Raw genomic sequence first — 23,782 nt, 5'->3', positions numbered from 1 at the left:
ACGAACGCCCCGCCCTCTTGCGAGAGGCGGGGCGTTCGGCGCGCCTGAGTCAGCCCGGGATCAGTGACGGACCAGCGCCATCATCGCGCCGAAGCCGACGAACAACCCGCCCGTCAGCCGGTTGAAGATCTTCGCGACGCTCTGGCTCTTCAGCGTCGCGCCGATGCGCGTGCCGAACGATGCATAGACGAGGTACCAGCTCACCTCGATCACCGCGAACGTGACGACGAGGATGCCGAACTGCGGCAGCGTCGGCTCGGCCGCGTTGATGAACTGCGGCAGCAGCGCGGCCGCGAACAGGATCGCCTTCGGATTGCTGCCCGCGACCAGGAAGCCGTTGCGGAACAGTACCCAGCGCGATGCCGACGCAGCCTGGCGCGACACGGTTTCGACGTCGGCGGCCGACGGCGCATCGTCGACGCGCGCCCGCCACGCCTTCACGCCGAGATAGATCAGGTAGGCCGCGCCCGCGAAGCGCAGCGCGTTGAACATCGCCGGCCACGCTTCGAGAAACACGCCGAGACCCGCCGCCGACACCGACAGCATCAGCACCAGCGCGCTCAGGCAGCCGGCCATCGTCGCCGACGAGCGCCGCAGCCCGTGTCGCGCGCCATGCGTCATCACGAGCAGCATGTTCGGGCCCGGAATCGCCGACACGACGAACACCGTCGCCACGAAAAGCCACCACGTATGCAAGTTCATGCCCGCCTCTGCGTGAAAGAAAGTAGAAAGACGAAACGTCGATTATGCCGTGCGCGCCGCGCTTCTGTCGCGCCCGGGATCAGCGGCCCGCGCGGCGCAGCGCGACTTCGCCGAGCACCGCGAAATCCTGCTCGCCGCCGCCGTGCGCGAGCGCATCGAGCAGGCTGTCGCGCACGACGCTCGCCACCGGCAGCGGCACCGACGTGGCGTCGCCGGCCTCCAGCGCGAGCCGGACGTCCTTCAGCCCGAGGCGCGCCTTGAAGCGCGCGGGCTCGTAGCGACGCTCGGCGATCATCGAGCCGTAGCCTTCGTAGACGGGCCCCGGAAACACGCTGCTCGTGATCACGTCGAGGAAGTCGCGCATCGCGACGCCGTGTGCGCCCAGCAGCGCGGACGCCTCGCCGAGCGTCTCGATCGCCGACGCGAGCGTGAAGTTCGCCGCGATCTTCGCGACGTTCGCGTGCTGCGGCAGCGAACCGAACCGCCAGGTCTTCTGGCCGATCGCGTCGAACAGCGGCTGCACGCGGTCGATCGCCTCGGCCGGGCCGCCCGCCATGATCGTCAGGCGTGCGGCGGCCGCGACGTCGGGCCGCCCCATCACCGGCGCGGCGACGTAGTCGATGCCGCGCGACGCGTGCGCATGCGCGAGCGATTCGGCGAGCGCGACCGACACCGTCGCCATGTTCACGTGGATCAGGCCGCGCGGCGCCTGCGCGAGCAGCGCGTCGTCGAACACGGCGCGCGCGGCCGCGTCGTCACCGAGCATCGAGAACACCGCGTCGCCGCGAAACGCGTCGGCCGGCGTGTCGACGATCTGCGCGCCGAATGCCGCGAGCGGCTCGGCCCGCTCGCGCGACCGGTTCCAGACCCGCACCGTGTGCCCCGCCTTCAGCAGGTTCGTCGCGATCGCCTGCCCCATTTCGCCCAGCCCGATAAACCCGAGATCCATTGCCCGCTCCTTCGCTCCGTGAAGCCGCGAGTTAAACACAGATGCCGGCCGTCTGCAGCGCCTGCCGTCGGCCGGGCGCGGTGCGATACTGCACGGATGGCGACCGCGACCTTCCGCTTCCACGGCGAACTGAACGCCTTTCTCCCGCGCGCGCAGCGCGACCGCGCGTTCGGGCACGCGTGCGCGCGCGATGCGACGGTGAAGCATGCGATCGAGGCGCTTGGCGTCCCGCATACCGAAATCGGCCGGCTCCGCGTGAACGACGCGCCGGCCGCGCTCGACCGGCCGCTCGACGACGGCGACCGTGTCGAAGCCTTTCCGGAGCGCGCGCAGCCGGCGGTAAACGGTGCAACCGCGCCGAAACCGGAACAATGGCGCTTCGTCGCCGACGCGCATCTCGGCGGCCTCGCGCAATTGCTGCGCCTCGCCGGCTTCGACACCTGCTACGACAACCACTACCGCGACGACGAGCTCGCGGCGCTCGCCGGCCGCGAGGGCCGGGTCGTGCTGACCCGCGACCGCGAGCTGCTCAAGCGGCGCGCGGTCGCGCGAGGCTGCTACCTGCACGCGGTGCAGCCGGCCGACCAGTTGCGCGAACTGTTCGAACGGCTCGATCTCGCGCCGCACATGCGGCCGTTCCGGCTGTGCCTGCGCTGCAATGCGCCGCTGCATCCGCTCGACGCGGAGGCCGCCGCGCCGCACGTGCCGGACGGGGTCCGGCAGCGGCACCGGCGCTTTGCCGCGTGCGACGTTTGCCGGCGCGTGTTCTGGGAAGGCTCGCACTGGCGGCGCATGCGGTCGGTGGTCGACGCGATGCGCGCGCCGGCGCCGCCGGCCAGCCCCGGCGACGCCTGAAAAAACAAAACCCCGCATGCCGGAGCATGCGGGGTTTTTCGACGGGCGGCCGGCAGCGCCGGCCCCGGGCGAATCGCTTAGTTCTGCGTGCCCTTGTCGTTCGTGCCTGCAGCCGAAGCAGCGGCGGCCTTCGCCTTGCCCTTCGCCGAACCGTGGGTCTTCAGCTGGTGCTTCGGCTTGCTGTGATCCTTCTTCGCCGGTGCGGAAGCGGGAGCCGCACCGACTGCCGGCGACGACGCCGACTCCTGTGCGAATGCCGAAACCGATGCGAGTGCGAATGCTGCGGTCATGATCGAAGCGAGCGTCTTCTTCATTGTTCTTCCTTTAGCGGAGAAAAAGTCAAACGTACCGGTAAGAGATGCGAGGCATTCGCATCGGAACGCCAGTCGCGCCGGGGTTTCCGGTCGCCGCCGGGCGGCCGGCTTGCGCCGTTTCGCCGCGACAAAGACTGACGTACTGGCTCCATAACGCGCCGCCTTCGCGGCAAGTTGACACACGGCTTGCGCCTCTCGGGTTTTCCCCGACGACGTCGGTTTCCGGCCGCCCCGGCATGCGTATCCGGCATCGCGCGGCCCGTCCGCCGGCAGCCGCGGCGGCCCGGCAAACCGGCTCTCGCGCGCTGCCCCGCGACGCTATACTGGGCGTCCATCCGTCCCTTTCCCCGGAAACCGGATCGCGGCCGGTCGCCAGACCGCCGCCGTCGCGAGGCGCTCAAATTGCCCGATCACAATCTGGACAAACTGAAAATCGACCGGCGTCCGATCGCGCCGGTGCCACGGCGGCGCCGGTGGGTCCGCTATGCGGTCGCAGCCGCGCTCGTCATCGTCGCGATCGTCGCCGGCGTCGCGCTCACCGGCCGGCCGACGGTCGAAACCACGTCCGTCACGTCCGCCTACCCGTACCAGAACGACACGCAGCTCAATGCGACCGGCTACGTCGTGCCGCAGCGCAAGGCCGCGGTCGCGTCGAAGGGCCAGGGGCGCGTCGAATGGCTCGGCGTGCTCGAAGGCACGCGTGTGAAGAAGGACGAGATCATCGCGCGCCTCGAAAGCCGCGACGTCGAGGCGTCGCGGGCACAGGCGCTCGCCCAGGCGAAGGTCGCCCGCGCGAACCTCGGCGTGCAGCAGGCCGAGCTGAAGGACGCCGAAATCGCGTTGCGCCGCACCGCGGTACTCGCGCCGAAGGGCGCCGTGCCGGCCGCGCAGCTCGACATCGACACGGCCCGCGTGAACAAGGCGCGCGCGTCGCTCAACAGCGGCGAAGCCGCGATCGCGTCCGCCGACGCCAATGCGCAGGCCGCGCAGGTCGCCGTCGACCAGACGGTGATCCGCGCGCCGTTCGACGGCATCGTGCTCGCGAAGCATGCGAACGTCGGCGACAACATCACGCCGTTCTCGTCCGCATCGGACAGCAAGGGCGCAGTCGTGACGATCGCCGACATGGACACGCTCGAAGTCGAGGCCGACGTCGCCGAATCGAACATCGCGAAGATCCGCGCCGAGCAGCCGTGCGAGATCCAGCTCGACGCGCTGCCCGACCTGCGCTTCGCGGGCCGCGTGTCGCGCATCGTGCCGACCGTCGACCGCTCGAAGGCCACCGTGCTCGTGAAGGTGCGCTTCGTCGACCGCGACGACCGCGTGCTGCCCGACATGAGCGCGAAGATCGCGTTCCTGTCGAAGCCCGTGTCGGCGCAGGACCGGCAGCCCGTGACGGCCGTGCAGGCGAGCGCGGTCGTCGAGCGCGACGGCCGGCCGGTCGTGTTCGTCGTGAAGGACGACACCGTGCGCGCGGCGGCCGTGACCACCGGCATGCGAATCGGCGAGCTGGTCGCGATCCGCGGCGTGAAACCCGGCGATACGGTCGTGCTCGCGCCGGGCGCGAAGCTGAAGGACGGCGCGAAAGTGGCCGTCGCGAAGAAGTAGCGCCAGCGTGAACGACGCGCCGCCGCCCCTCGTCGAGATCAGCCACGTCGCGAAGTCGTACCGGCGCGGCAACCAGATCGTGCCCGTGCTGACCGACATCACGCTCGATATCGGCGAAGGCGACTTCGTCGCGCTGATGGGGCCGTCGGGTTCCGGCAAGAGCACGCTGCTGAACCTGGTGGCCGGCATCGACCGGCCCGACAGCGGCGAGCTGCGCGTAGGCGGCCTCGACATCTCGCAGCTCGCGGAGGCGCAGCTGGCCGAATGGCGCGCGGCGAACGTCGGCTTCATCTTCCAGTTCTACAACCTGATGCCCGTGCTCACCGCGTTCGAGAACGTCGAGCTGCCGCTGATGCTCACGCACCTGTCGCGCCGCGAGCGGCGCGAGCGCGTCGAACTCGTGCTCGACATGGTGAACCTCGGCGACCGGATGACCCATTACCCGTCCGAGCTGTCGGGCGGCCAGCAGCAGCGCGTCGCGATCGCGCGTGCGCTGATCACCGATCCCGTGCTGATCGTCGCCGACGAGCCGACCGGCGACCTCGACCGCGCGTCGGCCACCGACGTGCTCGCGATGCTGCAGCGGATGAATGCCGAGCTCGGCAAGACGATCATCATGGTGACCCACGACGCGCACGCGGCCGACGCCGCGCGATCGGTCGTGCATCTGGAAAAAGGGGAGCTGATCGATGGGCACGCCGGCTGACCGGCTGCGGGAGCGCGCGCGATGTACGTGCTGAAGCTGATCGCGCGCAACGCGCTGCGGCACCGGCTGCGCACGCTGCTGACCGTGCTCGGGCTCACGATCGCGGTGCTGGCGTTCGGGCTGCTGCATACCGTCGTCGACGCGTGGTACGCGGGCGCGGCCGCCGCGTCCAGCGGACGGCTCGTCACGCGCAATGCGATTTCGCTGGTATTTCCGCTGCCGGTCAGCTACGAGAACCGGATACGCGGCATCGACGGCGTGACGGCCGTGGTCCGCTCGAACTGGTTCGGCGGCATCTACCGCGACCCGAAGAACTTCTTCGCGAGCTTCGCGGTGTCGGAGAACTATCTCGACCTGTATCCGGAATTCATCATCCCGGCGCAGCAGCGCGCCGACTACAACCGCGACCGCCGCGGCTGCCTGGTCGGGCGCCAGCTCGCGACGCAGTTCGGCTTCAAGATCGGCGACGTGATCCCGCTGAAGGGCACGATCTATCCCGGTACGTGGGACTTCGTCGTGCGCGGGATCCTCGATGGCCGCGACGATTCGACGATCACGCGCCAGATGGTGTTCCACTGGGACTACCTGAACGAGACGGTACGGAAGCGCACGCCGAAACAAGCCGACCAGGTCGGCGTATTCGTGCTCGGCGTCGCGAACCCGGACGACGGCGCGACGATCGCGCGCAACGTCGACGCCGTGTTCAAGAACTCGCTCGCCGAGACGCTGACCGAGACCGAGCAGGCGTTCCAGCTCGGCTTCGTCGCGATGTCGAACCAGATCATCGCGGCGATCCGCCTGGTGTCGTACGTGGTGATCCTGATCATCATGGCCGTGATGGCAAACGCGATGGCGATGAGCGCGCGCGAACGCACGGCCGAATACGCGACGTTGAAAGCGCTCGGCTTCGGGCCCGGCTTCCTCGCGCTGATCGTGTTCGGCGAATCGGTCGTGATAGCGGTGGCCGGCGGCGGGCTCGGGATCCTCGCGACGCCGCCCGCCGCGAGCCTGTTCAAGCAGGCGGCCGGCAGCATCTTCCCGGTATTCAGGGTATCGGCCGAGACGGTCGTGCTGCAGGCCGCGTGCTCGGTCGCGGTCGGCGTCGCGGCCGCGATCGTGCCGGCGTGGCAGGCGGCGCGCGTGCGCGTCGTCGAAGGCCTGCGGGCGATCGGGTAGGCACGCGCATGACGATCCCGCTTACCTACATCGCGCGCAACCTGTGGACCAGGCGGCTCACCACCGCGCTCACCGCGGGCGGGATGGCGCTCGTGATCTTCGTGTTCGCGACGGTGCAGATGCTCGACGCGGGGCTCACGCAGACGCTCGTGTCGACCGGCGAACCCGACAACGCCGTGGTGATCCGCAAGGGCGCCGAGACCGAGATCCAGAGTTCGATCGACCACCAGCAGGCCAACGCGCTCGAGATGCACCCGGCCGTCGCGCTCGGCCCCGACGGCCGGCCGCTCGTGTCGAAGGAAGCCGTGGTGCTGATCTCGCTCGTGAAGACGTCGAGCGGCAAGCCGTCGAACGTCGTGATCCGCGGCGTGTCGCCGTCCGGCCTCGCGCTGCGCCCGCACGTGAAGCTGGCGGCCGGCCGCATGTTCGCGCCCGGCTCGTCGGAAATCATCGTCGGCAGCGCGATCGCGAAAGGCTTCAGCAGCACGCAGCTCGGCGACAGCCTGCATTTCGCGCAGCGCGACTGGACCATCGTCGGCATCTTCGACGCGGGCGGCAGCGGCTTCGATTCGGAGATCTGGGGCGACGTCGACCAGCTGATGCAGTCGTTCCGGCGCACCAGCTATTCGTCGATGGTGCTGCGCATCCCGAGCGCCGACGGCTTCGCGCGCTTCAAGGCCGACATCGACGTCGACCCGCGGCTGACCGACGAGGCGAAGCGCGAGCAGACCTTCTACGGCGACCAGTCGAAGGCGCTGTCGAAGTTCATCAACATCCTCGGCATCACGCTGTCGACGATCTTCTCGATCGCTGCGATGATCGGCGCGATGATCACGATGTATGCGTCGGTCGCGAACCGCGTCGCCGAGATCGGCACGCTGCGCGCGCTCGGCTTCAAGCGCATGAGCGTGCTCGCCGCGTTCCTGCTGGAAGCGCTGCTGCTCGGCTTCGTCGGCGGCGTCGCGGGGCTCGCGTGCGCGTCGCTGATGCAGTTCGCGTCGTTCTCGACCACCAACTTCCAGACCTTCGCGGACCTGTCGTTCCGTTTCGTGCTGACGCCCGCGATCGTCGTGAAGACGCTGATGTTCTCGCTCGTGATGGGGCTCGTCGGCGGATTCCTGCCGGCAATGCGCGCCGCGCGGCTGAAGATCGTCGACGCGCTGCGCGCGCAGTGACGCGCACGGCCGCTCAGCGCACGCGCGGCACCCACGCGCCGTGGAAGCCGGCCGGCACGCGGCGCGGCAGGTGCACGGTCGCGACCGGCCCCGCATCGATCGCGCGCGCATCGAGGATCACGACGTCGCTCGTATCCGTCGCCGCGCGGTAGACCATCACCAGCAGCCAGCCGTCGTCTTCGTCGACGCCGCCCGGGCGCGGCACGAACACGGGCTCGCCGTTCTGGTCGCCGGCCGGCACCGCGTAGCGCGTCGTCGTGCCGCGCGTGTGGTCGAAGCGCATCACGCCGCGCATTTCCGTATTGTTCGGCTGCTCGGCCGCATACACATAGCGGTAGCGGCGCCCCGTCCGGCTTTCGTTGATGCGCGGCAGCTCGATGCCGCCGTCGTCGAGCGGCCCTTCGTCGATCAGCCCGTTCGCCGTATCGATCACGTAGCGCCACAGCTCGCCGACCGGGTTGTCGGCAAAGCGGCCCGTACGCGCGTCGAGCCGCAGGTACCACGGATAGCGCACCGCATCGAGCACGATGCACGATTCGTCGCAGTCGTACGCGTTCACGACGTGCTGGATGAAGCACGGCTCGATGCCGAACCAGCGCACGTCGCCGCCGTGGCGCGCGATCACGCCGATGCGCGCGGCCCGGTCGTCGTGCCAGCGCAGCGGCATCCGGTGGCCCTCTTTCAGCATCGAGAAGTCGTAGCCGACGTTCAGGTCGAGCAGCAGGCTGCGGGTTTCCGTGATCGCGAGGTCGTGCATCATCGACGGCGCTGGCACGTCGAGCGCGAGGTCGACGCGCTGCACGCCCTGCGCGTCGACGACGCCGTAGCGCAGCCACGGCGCGCGCCAGTCCGCACGAAACGCGATCAGTTCGCCCGTTTCCGGATCGACCTTCGGATGCGCGGTCATCCCGCCATCGAAGCCCGCATGCCGCTCCGGCACGCCGAGCGAATCGAGCGCGGCGGTGATCGCGAACGGCGCGCCGCCCTCCGCCAGCGCGAGCAATTCGCCGGCGTGCTGCAGCACGTTCACGTTCGGATTGGTGTCGGGCAGATGCGGCGCCTGCGCGGGCGCATGCACGGCGGCCCAGCGGCGCGTGCGCGCCCAGCGGTTCCGGTAGCCGGCCGCGCGGCCGTGTTCGAACGCGATCGCGTGCAGCATCGCGGCTTCCGGCCACCACGACAGCACGTCGTTCCCTTCGAAGCGGCCGCCCGGCGGATTCGGGCCGTTGCGCAGCAGCGTGCCGTCGAGTTCGCGCGGGATGGCGCCGGTCACGCGCAGGTCGACGAGATCGACCTCGTCGGCGACCGGCGCGATCGCGCCGCGGTTCAGATCGAATATGGTCATCGCGTCGGACGTTCCGTCAGCAGCCTTCGGTGGACGGCGGCAGGTCGCCGCGCGCCAGCGCGAGCGCATGGCCGCGTACGTCGTCCGGCCATCCGGCGACCAGCTCGGCCAGCCGTACCGCGTCGTTCGCGTACAGCGCCCGCGCAGCCTCCTCGAAACCGGGCAGGTCGCCCGCCATCGCCGACATGAAGTGGTACGCGCGCGCCTGCGCGTCGCGGCGCCGGTCGGCCTCCGCATGCGTGCGCCGCGCGTCCTCGACGAGCTTGCGCAGCGCGACGGACGCGCCGCCCGGCTGCGCGCCGAGCCATTCCCAGTGACGCGGCAGCAGCGTGACCTCGCGCGACACGACGCCGAGCTTCGGCCGGCCGCGGCCGCGCTGCTCGCCCGTGCCGGCCGGCTCGCCGGCGGCACCCGACGCGTCGCCCGGCGGCGGCGCATAGCGCGCGCGGATATCGTCCGCCGTGCCGCGCAGGTCGAGGTCGATCGAGCGGCCCGTTGCGTCGTCGAAGATCAGGATCGTGCCGGACGTTGCATCGCCGGCTTGCCGGACCGCGAGTGCGACCGTCGCGAGCGGGCCCGACGCGAGCCGCCGGTGGCCGTCGAAGGCCGTGTACGAAGGAAGGAGCGTGGAAGTTGTCATCGTGGTCGCCCGCAGGCAGGAATCGGAATGGCGTTATTTTTATCCGGGTATAAATTGGATGTCAATATCATCCGGGTAAAAAATATCGCCAGCCCCCCACCCACCCTTTGCGCGATCAGATCGTCCGGACCGGAATCGCCAGGCCGTGCGCGCTTGCGAGCACGTCGTCGAGCGACACATGTCCTTCGAACGCCAGCGACGCCGGCAGCGGCAGGTTTTCCTCGACTGCGTGCGCGAAGCGCACGCCTGCGTCGTCGGCGAGCTGCGCACGCAGCGCGGCGATGCGTGGAAACGCGTCGCGCTCGAACACCGCGTGATAGTCGGCCCAGCGGGCGAGCCCGGCGAAGTATGCGTCGGCCAGCGTGCGCTGCGCGCCCAGCAGCCATGGGCCCTCGCCTCGCGCGAGCAGCGCCTCGAGCTGCCGGTGCGCCTTCAGCACCTTGCCGCGGCCGTATGCCTGCAAGGCCGCTTTCTCGGCGCCTTCGCTGCCGTGTTCGTACACATGCCAGAGCGCGCCGAACGCGCTGAAGAACGTCGTGTTCAACCAGGCCAGCATCCGGTTCAGCCGGTCGAAATCCACGCTGCCCTGGCGAAACGCGAGGCCGCTGTCGAGCGCCTGCACGCCGATGTGGCCGAGGATCGCGAGGCTTTCGGTCAGCACGTCGCCGTTTGCGGTCACGAACGCCGGCGTCTCGGCGACGGGGTTCAATGCGAGGAACGCGTCGCTCGTCACGAGGCCCGGCATCGTGATGCGCGACAGCCGGTACGGGTGGCCGGCCCATTCGAGCGCGACGATCGAGCCGAACGAGCAGCCGGCGGGAACGCCGTAGAGAAGGATCGGGGACATCGGGGTATTCCGCGGAAAGTTGAACGAGCGGTCATACTCCCACGGCGAACGATGACGCAGTAGCCGTTAGAATCGAAACCCGTCGTTTCTTTTTGTGGACGCTGACAGTGAATCTGAACGATCTCTATCTGTTCGTGCAGGCGGTCGACGCAGGCAGCATGTCGGCGGCCGCGCGCCGGCTCGACCTGCCGAAATCGACGGTGAGCAAGCGCGTTGCCGAGCTCGAGCGCACGCTCGGCGCGCGGCTCGTGCATCGCACGTCGCGCAGCTTCCGGCTGACGCCGGTGGGCGCCGAGTTCTTCGACCATGCGCGCGCGGCCGTGATCGAGGCCGAAAGCGCGCGCGACGCGGTGCTGCGGCAGGCCGCCGAACCGGCCGGCATCGTGCGTATCACGAGCTCGGTGCCGGTTGCGCAGCACATCCTCGCGCCCTGCCTGCCGGCGCTGGCCATCGCGCACCCGAAGCTGCTGCTGCAGATTCACGCGAGCGACCGCCTCGTCGACATCGCTCAGGAAGGTTTCGACATCGCGGTGCGCAGCCATTTCGCCCCGCTCCCCGATTCCACGCTCGTGCAACGACCGCTCGCGACGTCGCCGATCATCGTCGTTGCGTCGCCGGGCTATCTCGCGCGTGCCGGCACACCGGACGAACCGGCCGACCTCGCGCGGCACGACGGGCTCCATCCGGGCCAGCAGCCGTGGCGGCTGCAGCGCGGCGGCGACACCGTCGACGTGGCGCCGCGCATCCGCCTGCTGGCCGACGAATCGACACTGCTGCTGCAGGCTGCGATGGCCGGCCTCGGCATGGCCTGCCTGCCCGACTGGATCGCTGGCGATGCACTTGCGTCCGGCGCGCTCGCGCGCGTGCTGCCCGGCTGGCGGGCGGGCACCGTCACGACGACGCTGCTGATGCCGCACCGGCGCGGCCAGTTGCCCGGCGTGCGCGCCGCCGTCGAGTTTCTCGTGCGGCACGTGGAGCGCCATCATGGCGCCGGGGTGGACGGCGCGCGCGCCCGAGCGATCGAATGACTCGATCGATTCAAATGCTGAATCGATCAAGTCAGCAATTGGCATGAAAGCGCAAATATCGACATGACAGAATGGCCCGGACGCCCTGCCTGCATCGGCGTCCGGCGCCCGGCCTCCGGCCGGCGGCACCTGCACCCATAACGCGCGCACCCGACGCGCCTGCCGCACGACGGCAACCTTCCGCCATTCGGAGGAGACAGTCATGAATCCGCTTCAAGCGCTGCCGGCGTCCGCGTCGGCAACGGCCCGGCGCACGCGCGTGCGCTGGCTCGTGCTGGCCGTCCTGTTCGCGGTCACGACGATCAACTACGCGGATCGCGCGGCGATCGCGATCGCAGGACCGAGCCTCGCCCGCGCGCTGCACCTGAGCCACGTGCAGATCGGCTTCATCTTCTCCGCGTTCGGCTGGTCGTACGTGGTCGCGCAACTGCCGGGCGGCTGGCTGCTCGACCGCTACGGGTCGCGCATCGTCTACGCGTTCAGCATCTTCTTCTGGTCGCTGTTCACGCTGCTGCAGGGCGCGATCGGCTTCTTCGGCGGCGCGGCCGCGTTCGCACTGCTGTTCGGGCTGCGCTTCCTGGTCGGCGCGGCCGAGGCGCCGTCGTTTCCGGCCAACAGCCGGATCGTGTCCGCGTGGTTCCCGGCCGCCGAGCGCGGCACCGCGTCGGCGATCTTCAACGCCGCGCAGTACGCGGCGACCGTCGTGTTCGCGCCGCTGATGGGCTGGCTCGTGCACGCGTTCGGCTGGCAGTCGGTGTTCGCGGTGATGGGCGTGCTCGGCTTCGCGTTCGTCGCGGTGTGGAACCGCACGATGTACGACCCGAAGGACCACCCGAACATCAACCGCGCGGAACTCGACTACCTCGCCGAAGGCGGCGCGCTCGTCAACATCGACCAGGCGACGGGCGCGCACGGCGGCGGCCCGTCGATGCGTCACGTGAAGGCGCTGCTGAAGAGCCGAATGCTGATCGGCGTGTACGTCGCGCAGTACTGCATCAACGCGCTCACCTATTTCTTCATCACGTGGTTTCCGGTCTATCTCGTGCAGGCGCGCGGGATGTCGATCCTCAACGCGGGGCTCGTCGCGTCGATCCCGGCCGTGTGCGGGTTCCTCGGCGGGATTCTCGGCGGCGTCGTGTCCGACGCGCTGCTCAGGCAGGGCCGCTCGCTGTCGGTCGCGCGCAAGGTGCCGATCGTGCTCGGCATGCTGCTGTCGATGTCGATGATCGTCTGCAACTACACCGATTCGCACGTGCTCGTCGTGCTGTTCATGGCGCTGTCGTTCTTCGGCAAGGGGCTCGGCGCGCTCGGCTGGGCCGTCAACGCGGACACCGCGCCGCGCCAGATCGCGGGGCTGAGCGGCGCGCTGCTCAACACGTGCGGCAATCTGTCGAGCATCACGACGCCGATCGCGATCGGCTATATCGTCGACCGCAGCGGCTCGTTCAACGGCGCGCTCGTGTACGTCGTCGCGCACGCGCTCGTCGCCGTGATCTGCTACCTGTTCGTCGTCGGCGAGATCCGCCGCGTCGAGCTTCATTGAACGGCGCGGGCCGCGCCGGCGCGTCCGGCTGCCCGCGCGCCACCGGAACCAGGAGCGAACCGATGTCCGAATCCCGCCGTGCCGGCACCCCGCGCGTCACGCGCATGCAGGTGATTCCCGTCGCCGGCCGCGACAGCATGCTGCTCAACCTGTGCGGCGCACACGCGCCCTACTTCACGCGCAACCTCGTGATCCTCGACGACAGCAGCGGGCACACCGGCGTCGGCGAAGTGCCGGGCGGCGAAGGGATCCGCCATGCGCTCGAGCGCATGACGGATCTCGTGGTCGGCCAGTCGATCGGACGCTACCAGGCGACGCTCAACGCAGTGCGCGCGGCGCTGTCCGGCGCGGGTGCAGGTGCGGGCCGCACGATCCGGCACGAGGTGACGTCGGCTGGCGAAGCGGCCGTGCTGCGCCAGCCGCACGAGATCAACCTGCGGCTCGACAACGTGATCACCGCGATCGAGGCCGCGCTGCTCGACCTGCTCGGTCAGCATCTCGACGTGCCGGTCGCGGCGCTGCTCGGCGAAGGCCAGCAGCGCGACGCGGTGCCGATGCTCGCGTACCTGTTCTACATCGGCGACCGGCGCCGCACCGATTTGCCGTATCGCGACGAGACGCACGCATCGGACGCGTGGTTCCGGCTGCGCAACGAAGCGGCGCTCACGCCGGCCGCGATCGCGCGGCAGGCCGAGGCCGCGGTCGAGCGCTACGGCTTCGCCGACTTCAAGCTGAAGGGCGGCGTGATGGCCGGCGCCGACGAGATGGAAGCGATCGCGGCGATCAAGGTGCGTTTCCCGGACTCGCGCACGACGCTCGACCCGAACGGCGCATGGTCACTCGACGAGGCCGTCGCGCTGTGCCGCGGGCAAGGCCACCTGCTCGCGTACGCGGAGGATCCGTGCGGGCCGGAGGGCGGTTATTCGGGCCGCGAGGTGATGGCCGAATTCCGCCGCGCGACCGGCATTCCGACCGCGACCAACATGATCGCGACCGACTGGCGGCAGATGGATCACGCGGTGCGGCTGCAGGCGGTCGACATCCCGCTCGCCGATCCGCATTTCTGGACGATGCAGGGCTCGGTGCGGCTCGCGCAGCTGTGCCGCGACTGGGGGCTCACGTGGGGCTCGCACTCGAACAACCACTTCGACGTGTCGCTCGCGATGTTCACGCATGCGGCGGCCGCCGCGCCCGGCACGATCACCGCGATCGACACGCACTGGATCTGGCAGGAAGGCGACGCGCGGCTCACGCGCGAGCCGCTCGCGATCGTCGGCGGCAAGGTGGCCGTGCCGGAGCGGCCGGGGCTCGGGATCGAGCTCGACATGGCGCAGGTCGAGGCCGCGCATGCGCTGTACAACGAGGTGGGCGGCACTGCGCGCGATGACGCGGTCGCGATGCGCTATCTCGTGCCGGGGTGGACGTACGATCCGAAGCGGCCGAGTTTCGGGCGGGGATAAGAACGGCGATACGTTCGCGTCGCGCCGAAACGCCCGCCCGCCGCGCTTCGTCACGGACAGGCGGATGGCGGCGTGTGCGCGCCGGGTTCGAACGATCGCGCTCGCCGTCAACCGCGCGGCACGGGCAGCGCGGCCACGCCATCGGCGATGCTGCGCGCGATTCGATCGGCGTACGCGAGCTCCGGATCGAGCCCCGGGTCGTAGATGGTGAAGTCGATCCCCGCGATACGGCCCGACGCGACGAGCGGACCGAGCAACGCGTCGAGCCCGTCGAAGTCCAGCCCCGGCGAACCGGGCGAATCCACGGCCGGAAGCTGCGCCTGATCGAGTACGTCGAGATCGACGTGCAGCCAGGCTCGCCCGAGCGCGCGCCGATGCAGCCAGTCGACCAGCTCGCCGGCGACGACGCCGGGCCCGCGTGCCAGCAACTGCTGGATCGTCACGCGCGTGATCGCGGTGCGAACGATATCGCCATACGCAGCCTCGAAGGCGTCGGTTTCGGCATCGCGCTCGCCGATCTGGCACGCGTCGAGATCGTCGACGAGCGGGCCGTCGAGATCCGGCCAGCAGGTCAGCAACGGCTCCCCTCGCCCGGTCGCCAGCGCGAGATCCATCCCCGCCCCGGAACCGAGCCGCTGCGCGGTGTCGTAGTTGCCGGGATGGAAGAAATCGCTGTGCCCGTCGACGTGGACCAGCCCCCTGCCGCCGGCCCGCCGGTTGCCCAGCAGGCATCCGAGCAGCACGCTGCAATCGCCGCCGAGCACGACCGGAAACGCGTGCCGCCCGAGCGCATCGACGACATACCCGGCCAGTTCGAGCGAGAAGTCGCGGATCGACACGCCGTTGCGAATGCGCGTGCCGGACTGCGGCTCGAATGCATAGGCGGGATGCGCGAGCCACGACACGCGCGCGCCGAGACGCGCGGCGAGGCCGGTGGCCAGCAGCACCTCGGGGCCGCGCCAGGTCTCGGGCTCGCGGCCGGCCGCGTTCGGCCGCAGGCCGAGGCTGCTGGGCGCGGCAATGAACTCGACCGGGCGAGCGACGCCGGTTTGCGGATGCCCGTCCCGCAGGTCGGGTGAAGCGGTCGACACCGTCATGATTTCTCCTCGCACGATCGCCGGCCCGCCGGGTGTGCCAACCTTTTAAAGTGTTATGAAAGGTTAGCATCGATTTACCCCATGTCCAACACGTCAGCGGCGATGGAAGCCCATACGTTCGTGGCCCGCGATTTCGTTGGCGGCCACCTGGCCCTCGACTTCGTGAATACGGTGACCGGTCGCGATCGGGCGCCGCGCGACTGGCTGCCCGACTACGACGCCTGGCTCGCGTGGCTGGCCGCGTCGTCGACCCTGCCCGCGCGCGACCTGAAGCAGCTCGCGGCCCGCGCGGCCGAAGCGCCGGCCGCGGCCGACCGCGCGCTGCGCGACGCCAAGCGCCTGCGTGAAGCGCTGTTCGGCATCTTCGGCGCGCTCGCGCATGAAGTCCCGCCGGTCGCGGCGGATCTGGAAACGCTGGAGCAGGCATGGCGACGTGCAATCAACGGCCGGCGGCTGATCGCGATCGAAGGGCGCGTCGCATTCAGCGACCCGCCCGACACGGCAGGCGTGGTGGACCTGCATCTGCCCGCCCACCGAATCGCGCTCGGCGCCGTGACGCTTCTCGAAGCGTTGCCGAGTGGGCGGCTGCGGATGTGCGCAGGATCGAATTGCGCGTGGCTGTTCATCGACAGTTCCAAGACGGGACGCCGCAAGTGGTGCGACATGGCGACCTGCGGCAACGTCGCGAAGGCCCGACGGCACTACCGCGCGGTGAAGCGTGCGCCGGCCGGATCGGCACGCGGGCGCGACGCGATCAATGAATAGGATCGAGGCTGCCGGGTGCGGTCGCCCCATGCAGAGCGCCCTGAAAACAAAAAGGGCTCGGTTTTGCGACCGAGACAGGACGGAAGTTCTTGCACTCGGCGGGTACCATCTTCCTGCACTTGAGCTCTCGCCCGTCAAGGCGTTCCCGCAGCAGAGTGTTGGCGCGTGACGCACATCTTTTTGCACTTGGTCAGGGCTGCTCCGATATCTCCGCTCTATGTTCTTTCAAAGAGGTGCGGATCGAACGAAGCGATACTGCGCTGCTCCGGGGAAGTCGGGATGTGTCATCACGTCCGGCTTAGGCAAGCCCAGAGGTGGGTACGGAAGAAATCAGCACCGCGCCGCACGATGTTTTATGACCGTCGAACGACGCTGGGGCGCCCTCCACATCAAAACCTGCCTCACCATCGACGATCACAACCTCGCCATGCAGCGGGCACGTACAGCGATCTCCCTGGCGCGCGACAGCGCGCCCCATGACTTCACTGTTCGCGGCACCGGTCTCCACACGACCACCGTGGCTATGCACGTCGCCTACACGAATGATGCCGCGCATGGATGCTCCTCAGTACGAGTAACCCTGGATGCCGTAGTTCGTGTCGTGACGACGCCCCCACCACGGGAGATAGGCGTTGTCTTCGCCGCGTGCACGGAACCAGTCGCCGTTCGGGTTGATCGGTGTGAGCTTGGACGGCGGAAGGATGACAACGGCGGTCGGATGGCCAGCGTCCGTTGTGCCGGCAACCAGCGCATTGCCGCCGAAATGATTGATCCGGCCGATCGCGAGTGCGACGTTCGTCAGCGCCGTACCGGCGCCCATGTCGCCGAGCAGCGCCGGCGTGTTGAAGACCTGCTTCGTATAGTCGAATTCAGGCAGCGTTTCCGTGAGCGTCTGCGACAGCGAGGCCAGACGCGCCGATGCCGAATCGCTGCCCTTGCCCGCATCGTGCACGACGAACTGGATGCTTGCAGGGTCGACGTTGGCGTTATGGGCAGCCTGCGCGATCGTCGCCTTCCATGCCTGGACAGCACGCGTGGTGCCGGCCTTCGCCTCGTAGTCGCTCACCTTGCCCGTTGCAGCCTTGCCGATCCATGCGAGCGGCTCGCGTTCGGTCTTCAGATCAGGGCCGGCGAGAAACAGCACTGTGAGGTTTTCGTTCATCTGCGCATCTCTGGGCGGAAAACTCGGTGCGTCCCAGTTCATCACCCACACGCTTTCCTGCGGACGCTTCTGCAGATAGTCGAGCGCGGCGTTCAGTGACGTGAAACCGGCATTGGCACCACCGACGTGAATCTGAATGTCGGCAGGCAGATCCTTGCTCCACAGATCTTTTGCAGACTTATTGCCAATTTCAAAATAATCTTTTATCTGGTAAGCCAAATAATCTTTTGCCTCTTTCGGCACCAGTCGCTGAGGTATCGTGAACTCGACGCGAATGCCCGCCAGCTCTCGCCAAAGACTCGGGTCATGTGGTTGTACCGTATAGAAATAGCGGCCATTCAGCACGTATTTCTCGGCAAACAGACTCAAAAATTTAGAAATGTACTTTTCATAGAATCCGTCGAAACTTTCCGCCCCGTTGTTGCCATAGGCAACTCCAGCAACGGGGCGAACAGTGCCGAACGCCTTGGGATCCTTTCTGACCATATCGTCATTCTTGTTCGGCTTGACTAGTCCCATCGTCCATAGCAGTTGCCATTCAGTCGGATAATCGCGGCGCTGCAACGGATTGAGCCATTCCAGCCCCACGACCTGTGCGAGAAACGGCTTCTCCTGAGCAGGAACCGGCGGTGCCTGTATCGAAATGGGCTGTGCAGCATCCGCGGTCGAAGACGACCATGCCGTGGCAAATGCAAAAACAGCAATTCCAGCCAAGGCCGGCAATCCTATCCATCGTGTCATTTCTTCTCCCATGCTTCGCGTCTGCGGGCCGTGACCAATCGCTTCGATAGCAACGACACCAATCACAAGTAGTACTCCAACGAATGCCAGTGCGAGGCGTCGCGACCGGGAGGCAAACAGCGATCTCATACGGCCTCCCCGATACCGAGCAACGCACCTCCCTGACGCTTGTCGTCTATCGATTCGGGGAGCTTCGCTTCCGGATCGGTAAGCACCCAGTCCTGCAAAAAGGCACCCTTCATTTTTCCTTTCTCGAAGTAGTCCGAATAAATCTTATTTGGATTCAACTTGTCCAGACTCTCACCGAATCGCCAGTCGGCCTCAATCCTGAACTGGTTCAGTTGTTGAGACGAGATTCGACAGATACCGATAGCGACATCGTAGGCCAGCGCCTTCTCCGCGTGCATCGGATTGGTCATGATCGTCGAATGGTTGGTCGGGTTATTTACTGCTGCATCGAGGATGTTCACGATCTGCTTGTTTCGCCACTTCTGATACCCGTCGGGCATTTGTGCATTGGGGCCAGCTTCACCAACGACCACACCGTCCTTGACCCAATCGGATTTGTTCTTGTACCGCGCCTCCATGCGCGCGATTGCGTGATCCTCATAACGCTGTGACGCCTCACTGTCGGCATCGCCATGGGGGGCCATCTCGTCGGCATGATCGTCGTTGTCGGGTTTGTAAGTGTCGTACGGATCGGCCGTATTGATGGTTGTCTTCTTCTTGTTACGCGCGGCCGCCACCGGGTCGTTGTCCTCGTTGAAATCGCTTTGCGCATTACCGTCCTTCACCTGCACGACCGCCCCATAGCGAATCGCCTGCGGGAAGAACGGTTCCGGCAGGCCAGGCGCATCACAGATCACGTGCCAGCCCTCCTGCGTGTTGCCGCATTTCTGCGGCGGCTCGGCATTGACGCGCATCACTCCCAGCGCCGATGTCGCCATCGTTACGATGTACAGTACGGGGGCCACCGCGATGGTACCGACCTTACCGTACCAGTGCGGGTTGCCCCTCAGTGCTTTGACCAGGTTGTATTTTGCCGGGGGGGACGTCGGGTAAAAGAACAGTTTCGTTGAGCCCTTGCCATAACGCCAATCGTCCTTCCACGTGTCGTAGGTCACGGGCGACGCCTGACCAACCTGGAAATTGGTTGCAAACACGCGTTGCGTGAAAAGGCTCGAACCCTTGACAAGCGCGACCTCTTCCGGATGTAGTCCGCGCCAGCCCATCCCCTGCACCGGAGCGGCGGAAATCACTTGGTCGTGCGGGCACGAATACAGCGTCACGCGGCCATAAGTATGGTTCTGAACCCCATACTGCTTCCGGTCATTGTCGGGATCGTAGGCGGGTTTGCCGTCTTCTCCCGGCTTCATGTTTGCCATCACTATCCGGTAGTCGAGCGGGTCGCGCTGGTCCTCGGCATCCTTGCTCTGCGCGATCAGTTCGAAGAACGCTTTCAGGGCCTTCACCCGCGCCTGCGATTCCACCCGCCCACGGTTGCCTTGCGAGTCCTTGTCGTTGCGTTCGGTCCAGTCTTCCATGAAAGGCGAGTTGTCGCCCTCGATGGAGCCGAGGACGCTGTACGGCGGGTTGGCCAGTACATAAGTGTCGGCCACGCATCTCACGCCCGCATTCTTCGACAGCCGGTCCCCGAGGAACGCGGCTGCAATGCCGACCATGTTGCCCTGGCTATGGCACACCACCGTGATTGGCACGTCCTTCTGTACCTTGCGGATAGAGCCGATGAGTTTTGCGAGACGCAACGCTCCCATTACGTTGTACAAGCGCGGTGGCGTCTCGAAGAGCGGACGCTGTGTCGGATTGAGCCCCTGCACATTGATGAAGCCGAAGATCCGCGGGTCGACACCAGCGTTCCACAAGTCCGGCAGGCTGCCGCAACCGTTCGCGAATGGGCCACCGCCCCAGTAGTTCTGTTCATTCAGGAAGATCGACTCGCCGTAGCGTTTCAATTCCTCCTTGTTCGCCTTGTAGCCCCAGCGGAAATGAATGACGGGCGAAAAGGTATTTTCATCTGGTTGCAGATACGCACCGGCCCACAACTGCGGGTTGATGAACCCATCATCGGTCAGGCTCTTCATGTAATGCATCGGTCCCATCTGGCCGGCCTGCGGACCGCGATGCGTCAGATGATCGTCTAGGCGTCCGAGCCGCTGGTTCAGGCCGGCGCACAGACCCTCTTCGCCCGGTTCGAACCACTCGCCCTCCGAGTTCACCCCATGCACAAAAATCACGATGCCCGGCAATGGCATCTGCATCACGCACAGGTAGTCCGATTGGCTGAGCGTCATCACGCCATTGCCGTTTGCGACCAGATAGCGATTCTGCGAATCGTCCCCGCCCCCCGACGCGCCCCCGCCTGAAGGCGTGCGCGGATCGAGACCGCCACCGTCGTTCGCTGCGGCCTGCGCCGACGGATTGTTTTCAGATGCAACCGGACTAGCCGGTGCTGTATCGGCAGTGTCTGCCATGATTTTTTTATCCCCCGGTCAGGTCTTGTTCTTGAAGAAATTCACGACGAATGGTTCGAACTGGTTGCTCTGGATGGGAGCAAGCTTGCCCGCTGCGTCGGATTGCCCCTTCACCACCTCGCCCGACGCTTTCGTGATTTCCGCCTGCATGCCCTCTACGGCCTGACCGTCGGTCGGTCGCACGAGCTTCGGCACGCGCCCGAGCGGCGCATGGTCGAACTTCGGCATGTCCGTGCTCATGCTCGCCGGCCCCTGCCACGAGTGCCCGGCGGACTTCACCGTGAACGTGCCGGGGCACCCCAGCTCGATATCGCTGCCGTGCAGTTTCAGGTAGGCACCGCCGGACGTCGTGAAGACCACCTCGTCGCTCGCCATGCCGGCGAGCTTGCCACCGGCCGCAGTGAACTGAATGTTCTTCGCGGAATCGATCTGCGTGTCGTCGTTCTGGCTCTGCAGCGTCACCTTGCCCTGATTCGCGATCGCCGAGACGCCATCGCTGTGCGCGAACATCGCGACACCGCGGCCGCCGTGCAGCGTGATGCGCTGGCCGCTGGTCAGCTGGACATGTTGCTGCGCGACCTGGTCGATGTTCTCGCCGGCGTACGTCACGTGGGTCTTCGGAGTCATCGCGACCGAGCCGGCTTGCGCACCGAACGCCATCAGCGCCTGCGATCCGGCCGCATCGCCGGTTCCGGTGCCCGACGCACCGCTGCCGCTACCGGGCGTCCAGCCCTTGAACGCCGCGGCGACTGCCTGCTGGCCCGCCGTATCGCTCGCCTGTCCGCCATGTTGACCTGCGTAGTCGCCCAGCGACTTGAACAACTCGGTGCACTCGCCGAGCAGCCGCAGCAACTCATCACGATCGAGCTGACCGCCGCTCGCCTGCGAGCGCGCGTAGGTCGTCAGCAGAATCCCTTGTGCGGCCCGCAGCGCGGCGGCCGCGTCGGTGCGCAATTCCGCGCCCTCTCCACGGTCTTGACCTCGGCCGTCCTGACGGGGCTGCGTCAGATACCCCAGATTCAGTTGAGAATGCGCATGTTCGCTCGCCAGCTGACTGGAAATCTGACCCGGCGTGTCGTCGAGACGCAGCTGGTTATACCGGCGCCCCTTGATTTCCTTGGTCTTGATCCCCGACACGTAGCGGTTGCCGGGAAGGTTGCCGATATGGGTGAAGGCCGCCGGCGGGTTCACGCCGTTGCTCAGCACATTGATGATGATCAACCGGTCCGGATCGCCGCCGAGGCTGCCGATCAAGACTTCCATGCCGACACGCGGCAGAAAAAGCGAACCAAAGCTTCCACCCGCGAGGCTCGCTCCGACACGGATCGGCGCACTGTCGCCGGCGTTGTCGTTCGTGCCCGCACCCTGGGCGTGCGCATGATCTACCGGATCGAGGCCGTGGATCCGCACACGTACGCGGCCATCGGCATCGCAGAACACTTCCTCGCCTTGCTGACCGACGATCGTACCGGTGAGCAGGTGCACGGGTGGCAGGTCGATCTTCGGATCGTATGCCGGCGTGAGCGGTACGCCCCGGCGCACGCACGTGAAGCGGTTCTCGTAGCGCGTGTCGGGTTCGGCTGCCGCCGCCGGCTGCCGGGACGGCGACGGATAGGCGAGGTGCCGGCTCGCTGCAAACAGCGCCTGCACTCGGTCGGTCAGTCCTTTCGGGAGGTTGTTCCAGACGTCGTGGTCGATTGACGTGATCACGAACTGCCGCTTGTCCGTGGTCTGCATGTCCCATTCGGGGTCGCCGGTCAACGTGATCCAAGCGCCGACGGCCAGGTCGCGCACGCTGCTCACGCCATCGTAACGCTCGGCTTCGAACTGATGCGCAAGCATCCGGGCGCGTGTGAGGCGCTCGTGGTCGTTCCACGAGTCGCCCATATGCGGGATGTCGATCGCGACGTCGGTCAGCAGTTGCGCAAGATCGTTGCCGGCCTCGCCCTGATTGAGACTCGTGGCGACCATCGACTCGTCGATACGCGCCTTCTTGTAGTCCCATGACGGACGGCCGACCTGCCCAGGCGTCAGCCGCTGATGCAGTGCGAACAGCGTGACGGTGTCGCGCTCCTCCGTGGCGGCGTCGCGCGGATGCAGTCGTACCGTGCCGGCCGGTGCTTCGGGCAGCGACATCGGTTCGTCACAGCACACGAGCGTATGTACGGGCGTGTCGTCGTGGTTGTCGCGCGCGCCTTTGGCCGAGCCAGCATTGGCAAACACCGTGATGCCTTCGCGCCGCAGCAGGCGGCGCACAAACTTCGCATCCGATTCGTTGACCTGCCGGGTCAGCTCGCGTGCCGGATACCGGTCGCGACTCAAGCCGGACAGGTCGAATTCGAAGGCAGCAGCCAGCGCCGGGCTGCGCTGACGCCATTCGTTGAACAACGTCGCGAGGATATCGACGACACTGCTCTGGCGGAATACGCGGGAATTCGTACGCTTGTCCATCAACGACAACGCGTCGCACACGGTAAGCTGGTACACGCACAACTCGCCGTCGCTCTGGCCGATCTGCACGTCCTGGACGATTGCATTGACGAAGTGCAACTGGCCCCGGTCAGTAACAAGCCGGATTGAGACGGGGACGCCGAGGAACAACCGCGGCGACAGATTGTGGCGGGGCGACACACAGGTTAGATGCCCGTGAATACCGGTCATCAGCCCTTCGTGCACGTGCGCGTGCTGCAGCGCAAGCAAGTGCCCCAATGCGCCTTGCGCCTTGCCAAAATTCAAGGCTACCGGCCGACGGTTCCAGTCGACCACCCCCGATGCGAAGCTGCTTATTGTTTCGCTTATCGACACAGCCGTTCTCTCAATATTGTTGTAAACGTATTGGATTCGGCTTTGCGACTCGCGTCACGGCACGGTCACACTACCGATTTGTGACAGCGAAGATATCAAATTTGTGGGGATAATTCGACGCCCGACGACTATCCATGCCGTTTGCCGACACAATCTGACTAAAATTGACGGAATCCCGCATGAGGCGGATAAGGCGCCGGTCGCCGAGGTCGCGTAAAAGCACGGGGCCAGCGAACAGCGATCAACAATTGGCAACGGCATGTCGGCCACCTGGGAGGTCGCCGTCAAGAGCCTCAAGCAATTCGAGCGGGAGCGCGCGCGGCTGAAAAAGAGCTGGCGGAGAAACGTGCGTGCACGCTGATATCGAACAGA

20 protein-coding genes are annotated in these 23,782 nt (G+C 66.9%); 9 read left to right on the top strand and 11 right to left on the bottom strand.

Going from position 1 to position 23,782, the window contains the following annotated elements; genetic code table 11:
* Positions 1-60 precede the first annotated feature (60 nt).
* The gene (locus ACM6JT_RS07100) at positions 61-702 is read right to left on the bottom strand and encodes a LysE family translocator (RefSeq protein ID WP_105392372.1); all 642 of its coding nucleotides are present in this window, start codon (positions 700-702) and stop codon (positions 61-63) included.
* A 79-nt stretch (positions 703-781) separates the two neighbouring features.
* A complete protein-coding gene (locus tag ACM6JT_RS07095; protein WP_265183309.1) occupies positions 782-1,858 on the bottom strand; it encodes an NAD(P)-dependent oxidoreductase in 1,077 nt (358 codons plus the stop codon).
* On the opposite strand from ACM6JT_RS07095, the gene ACM6JT_RS07090 reads away from it, so the two are divergent.
* A complete protein-coding gene (locus ACM6JT_RS07090; protein WP_131948798.1) occupies positions 1,748-2,506 on the top strand; it encodes a Mut7-C RNAse domain-containing protein in 759 nt (252 codons plus the stop codon). The two genes, ACM6JT_RS07095 and ACM6JT_RS07090, sit on opposite strands and share 111 nt — an antisense overlap.
* Before the next feature lie 77 nt (positions 2,507-2,583).
* Here the strand turns inward: ACM6JT_RS07090 and ACM6JT_RS07085 are convergent, their stop codons facing one another.
* Entirely contained in the window at positions 2,584-2,820 is a 237-nt protein-coding gene (locus tag ACM6JT_RS07085) for a hypothetical protein (protein ID WP_034183942.1), read from the bottom strand.
* Positions 2,821-3,222: 402 nt separating this feature from the next.
* On the opposite strand from ACM6JT_RS07085, the gene ACM6JT_RS07080 reads away from it, so the two are divergent.
* The 4 genes from ACM6JT_RS07080 to ACM6JT_RS07065 are packed head-to-tail and all read left to right on the top strand — an operon-like array spanning position 3,223 to position 7,485.
* On the top strand, positions 3,223-4,428 hold the full coding sequence (locus ACM6JT_RS07080; RefSeq protein WP_034183941.1) for an efflux RND transporter periplasmic adaptor subunit: 1,206 nt from the start codon (positions 3,223-3,225) through the stop codon (positions 4,426-4,428).
* Between the two features lie 7 nt (positions 4,429-4,435).
* Entirely contained in the window at positions 4,436-5,134 is a 699-nt protein-coding gene (locus ACM6JT_RS07075) for an ABC transporter ATP-binding protein (RefSeq protein ID WP_034183940.1), read from the top strand.
* A gap of 21 nt (positions 5,135-5,155) precedes the next feature.
* A complete protein-coding gene (locus ACM6JT_RS07070) occupies positions 5,156-6,310 on the top strand; it encodes an ABC transporter permease (RefSeq protein ID WP_034183939.1) in 1,155 nt (384 codons plus the stop codon).
* 8 nt (positions 6,311-6,318) lie between these two features.
* The gene (locus ACM6JT_RS07065) at positions 6,319-7,485 is read left to right on the top strand and encodes an ABC transporter permease (RefSeq protein ID WP_217590163.1); all 1,167 of its coding nucleotides are present in this window, start codon (positions 6,319-6,321) and stop codon (positions 7,483-7,485) included.
* A gap of 13 nt (positions 7,486-7,498) precedes the next feature.
* Here the strand turns inward: ACM6JT_RS07065 and ACM6JT_RS07060 are convergent, their stop codons facing one another.
* The 3 genes from ACM6JT_RS07060 to ACM6JT_RS07050 all read right to left on the bottom strand — a co-directional run bounded on the left by ACM6JT_RS07060 (position 7,499) and on the right by ACM6JT_RS07050 (position 10,317).
* Positions 7,499-8,830, bottom strand: a complete 1,332-nt coding sequence (locus ACM6JT_RS07060) for a carotenoid oxygenase family protein (RefSeq protein WP_414856159.1) — start codon at positions 8,828-8,830, stop codon at positions 7,499-7,501.
* Positions 8,831-8,846: 16 nt separating this feature from the next.
* Positions 8,847-9,470, bottom strand: coding sequence for a DUF2239 family protein (locus tag ACM6JT_RS07055; protein ID WP_414856158.1), 624 nt, complete (start codon positions 9,468-9,470; stop codon positions 8,847-8,849).
* Positions 9,471-9,585: 115 nt separating this feature from the next.
* A complete protein-coding gene (locus ACM6JT_RS07050; RefSeq protein ID WP_414856157.1) occupies positions 9,586-10,317 on the bottom strand; it encodes a glutathione S-transferase family protein in 732 nt (243 codons plus the stop codon).
* A gap of 107 nt (positions 10,318-10,424) precedes the next feature.
* Between ACM6JT_RS07050 and ACM6JT_RS07045 the strand changes: the two genes are divergently transcribed.
* From ACM6JT_RS07045 to ACM6JT_RS07035, 3 genes are all read left to right on the top strand, one after another.
* Positions 10,425-11,345 (top strand): LysR family transcriptional regulator, encoded by a 921-nt coding sequence (locus tag ACM6JT_RS07045; RefSeq protein WP_374955243.1) that lies wholly within the window; start codon positions 10,425-10,427, stop codon positions 11,343-11,345.
* Positions 11,346-11,547: 202 nt separating this feature from the next.
* Positions 11,548-12,888 (top strand): MFS transporter, encoded by a 1,341-nt coding sequence (locus tag ACM6JT_RS07040; protein ID WP_034183933.1) that lies wholly within the window; start codon positions 11,548-11,550, stop codon positions 12,886-12,888.
* 62 nt (positions 12,889-12,950) lie between these two features.
* Positions 12,951-14,348, top strand: a complete 1,398-nt coding sequence (locus ACM6JT_RS07035) for an enolase C-terminal domain-like protein (protein ID WP_131948790.1) — start codon at positions 12,951-12,953, stop codon at positions 14,346-14,348.
* 107 nt (positions 14,349-14,455) lie between these two features.
* On the opposite strand, the gene ACM6JT_RS07030 is transcribed toward ACM6JT_RS07035, so the two are convergent.
* The gene (locus tag ACM6JT_RS07030; protein WP_414856156.1) at positions 14,456-15,445 is read right to left on the bottom strand and encodes an arginase family protein; all 990 of its coding nucleotides are present in this window, start codon (positions 15,443-15,445) and stop codon (positions 14,456-14,458) included.
* 81 nt (positions 15,446-15,526) lie between these two features.
* Here ACM6JT_RS07030 and ACM6JT_RS07025 point away from each other — a divergent pair, with 81 nt between their 5' ends.
* Entirely contained in the window at positions 15,527-16,210 is a 684-nt protein-coding gene (locus ACM6JT_RS07025; RefSeq protein ID WP_414856155.1) for a CGNR zinc finger domain-containing protein, read from the top strand.
* A gap of 298 nt (positions 16,211-16,508) precedes the next feature.
* Here ACM6JT_RS07025 and ACM6JT_RS07020 read toward each other — a convergent pair whose 3' ends face one another.
* From ACM6JT_RS07020 to ACM6JT_RS07005, 4 genes are read right to left on the bottom strand one after another with little or no spacing between them, the layout of a single operon-like run.
* A complete protein-coding gene (locus ACM6JT_RS07020; protein WP_081938585.1) occupies positions 16,509-16,766 on the bottom strand; it encodes a PAAR domain-containing protein in 258 nt (85 codons plus the stop codon).
* Between the two features lie 9 nt (positions 16,767-16,775).
* Complete coding sequence (locus ACM6JT_RS07015) at positions 16,776-18,242, bottom strand: virulence factor (RefSeq protein WP_105392361.1); 1,467 nt, start codon at positions 18,240-18,242, stop codon at positions 16,776-16,778.
* Positions 18,239-20,605 (bottom strand): hypothetical protein, encoded by a 2,367-nt coding sequence (locus ACM6JT_RS07010; RefSeq protein WP_414856154.1) that lies wholly within the window; start codon positions 20,603-20,605, stop codon positions 18,239-18,241. Before ACM6JT_RS07010 ends, ACM6JT_RS07015 begins: the two co-directional genes overlap by 4 nt.
* 18 nt (positions 20,606-20,623) lie before the next feature.
* A complete protein-coding gene (locus ACM6JT_RS07005) occupies positions 20,624-23,410 on the bottom strand; it encodes a type VI secretion system Vgr family protein (RefSeq protein WP_051983814.1) in 2,787 nt (928 codons plus the stop codon).
* Positions 23,411-23,782: the final 372 nt, after the last annotated feature.

This window comes from Burkholderia sp. IT-111MI5 (assembly GCF_949752865.1).
Taxonomy (GTDB): Bacteria; Pseudomonadota; Gammaproteobacteria; order Burkholderiales; family Burkholderiaceae; genus Burkholderia; species Burkholderia pyrrocinia_C.
Note: the sequence above shows the minus strand (reverse complement) of the source record. Positions and strands in the feature narration are given on the sequence as shown.

Excerpts from the sequence above, each read along its gene's own strand:
- ACM6JT_RS07100 (WP_105392372.1), bottom strand. The coding sequence starts at position 702 with ATGAACTTGCATACGTGGTGGCTTTTCGTGGCGACGGTGTTCGTCGTG.
- ACM6JT_RS07090 (WP_131948798.1), top strand. The coding sequence starts at position 1,748 with ATGGCGACCGCGACCTTCCGCTTCCACGGCGAACTGAACGCCTTTCTC.
- ACM6JT_RS07095 (WP_265183309.1), bottom strand. The coding sequence starts at position 1,858 with ATGCTTCACCGTCGCATCGCGCGCGCACGCGTGCCCGAACGCGCGGTC.
- ACM6JT_RS07085 (WP_034183942.1), bottom strand. The coding sequence starts at position 2,820 with ATGAAGAAGACGCTCGCTTCGATCATGACCGCAGCATTCGCACTCGCA.
- ACM6JT_RS07070 (WP_034183939.1), top strand. The coding sequence starts at position 5,156 with ATGTACGTGCTGAAGCTGATCGCGCGCAACGCGCTGCGGCACCGGCTG.
- ACM6JT_RS07065 (WP_217590163.1), top strand. The coding sequence starts at position 6,319 with ATGACGATCCCGCTTACCTACATCGCGCGCAACCTGTGGACCAGGCGG.
- ACM6JT_RS07060 (WP_414856159.1), bottom strand. The coding sequence starts at position 8,830 with ATGACCATATTCGATCTGAACCGCGGCGCGATCGCGCCGGTCGCCGAC.
- ACM6JT_RS07055 (WP_414856158.1), bottom strand. The coding sequence starts at position 9,470 with ATGACAACTTCCACGCTCCTTCCTTCGTACACGGCCTTCGACGGCCAC.
- ACM6JT_RS07050 (WP_414856157.1), bottom strand. The coding sequence starts at position 10,317 with ATGTCCCCGATCCTTCTCTACGGCGTTCCCGCCGGCTGCTCGTTCGGC.
- ACM6JT_RS07040 (WP_034183933.1), top strand. The coding sequence starts at position 11,548 with ATGAATCCGCTTCAAGCGCTGCCGGCGTCCGCGTCGGCAACGGCCCGG.
- ACM6JT_RS07035 (WP_131948790.1), top strand. The coding sequence starts at position 12,951 with ATGTCCGAATCCCGCCGTGCCGGCACCCCGCGCGTCACGCGCATGCAG.
- ACM6JT_RS07030 (WP_414856156.1), bottom strand. The coding sequence starts at position 15,445 with ATGACGGTGTCGACCGCTTCACCCGACCTGCGGGACGGGCATCCGCAA.
- ACM6JT_RS07025 (WP_414856155.1), top strand. The coding sequence starts at position 15,527 with ATGTCCAACACGTCAGCGGCGATGGAAGCCCATACGTTCGTGGCCCGC.
- ACM6JT_RS07020 (WP_081938585.1), bottom strand. The coding sequence starts at position 16,766 with ATGCGCGGCATCATTCGTGTAGGCGACGTGCATAGCCACGGTGGTCGT.
- ACM6JT_RS07015 (WP_105392361.1), bottom strand. The coding sequence starts at position 18,242 with ATGAGATCGCTGTTTGCCTCCCGGTCGCGACGCCTCGCACTGGCATTC.
- ACM6JT_RS07010 (WP_414856154.1), bottom strand. The coding sequence starts at position 20,605 with ATGGCAGACACTGCCGATACAGCACCGGCTAGTCCGGTTGCATCTGAA.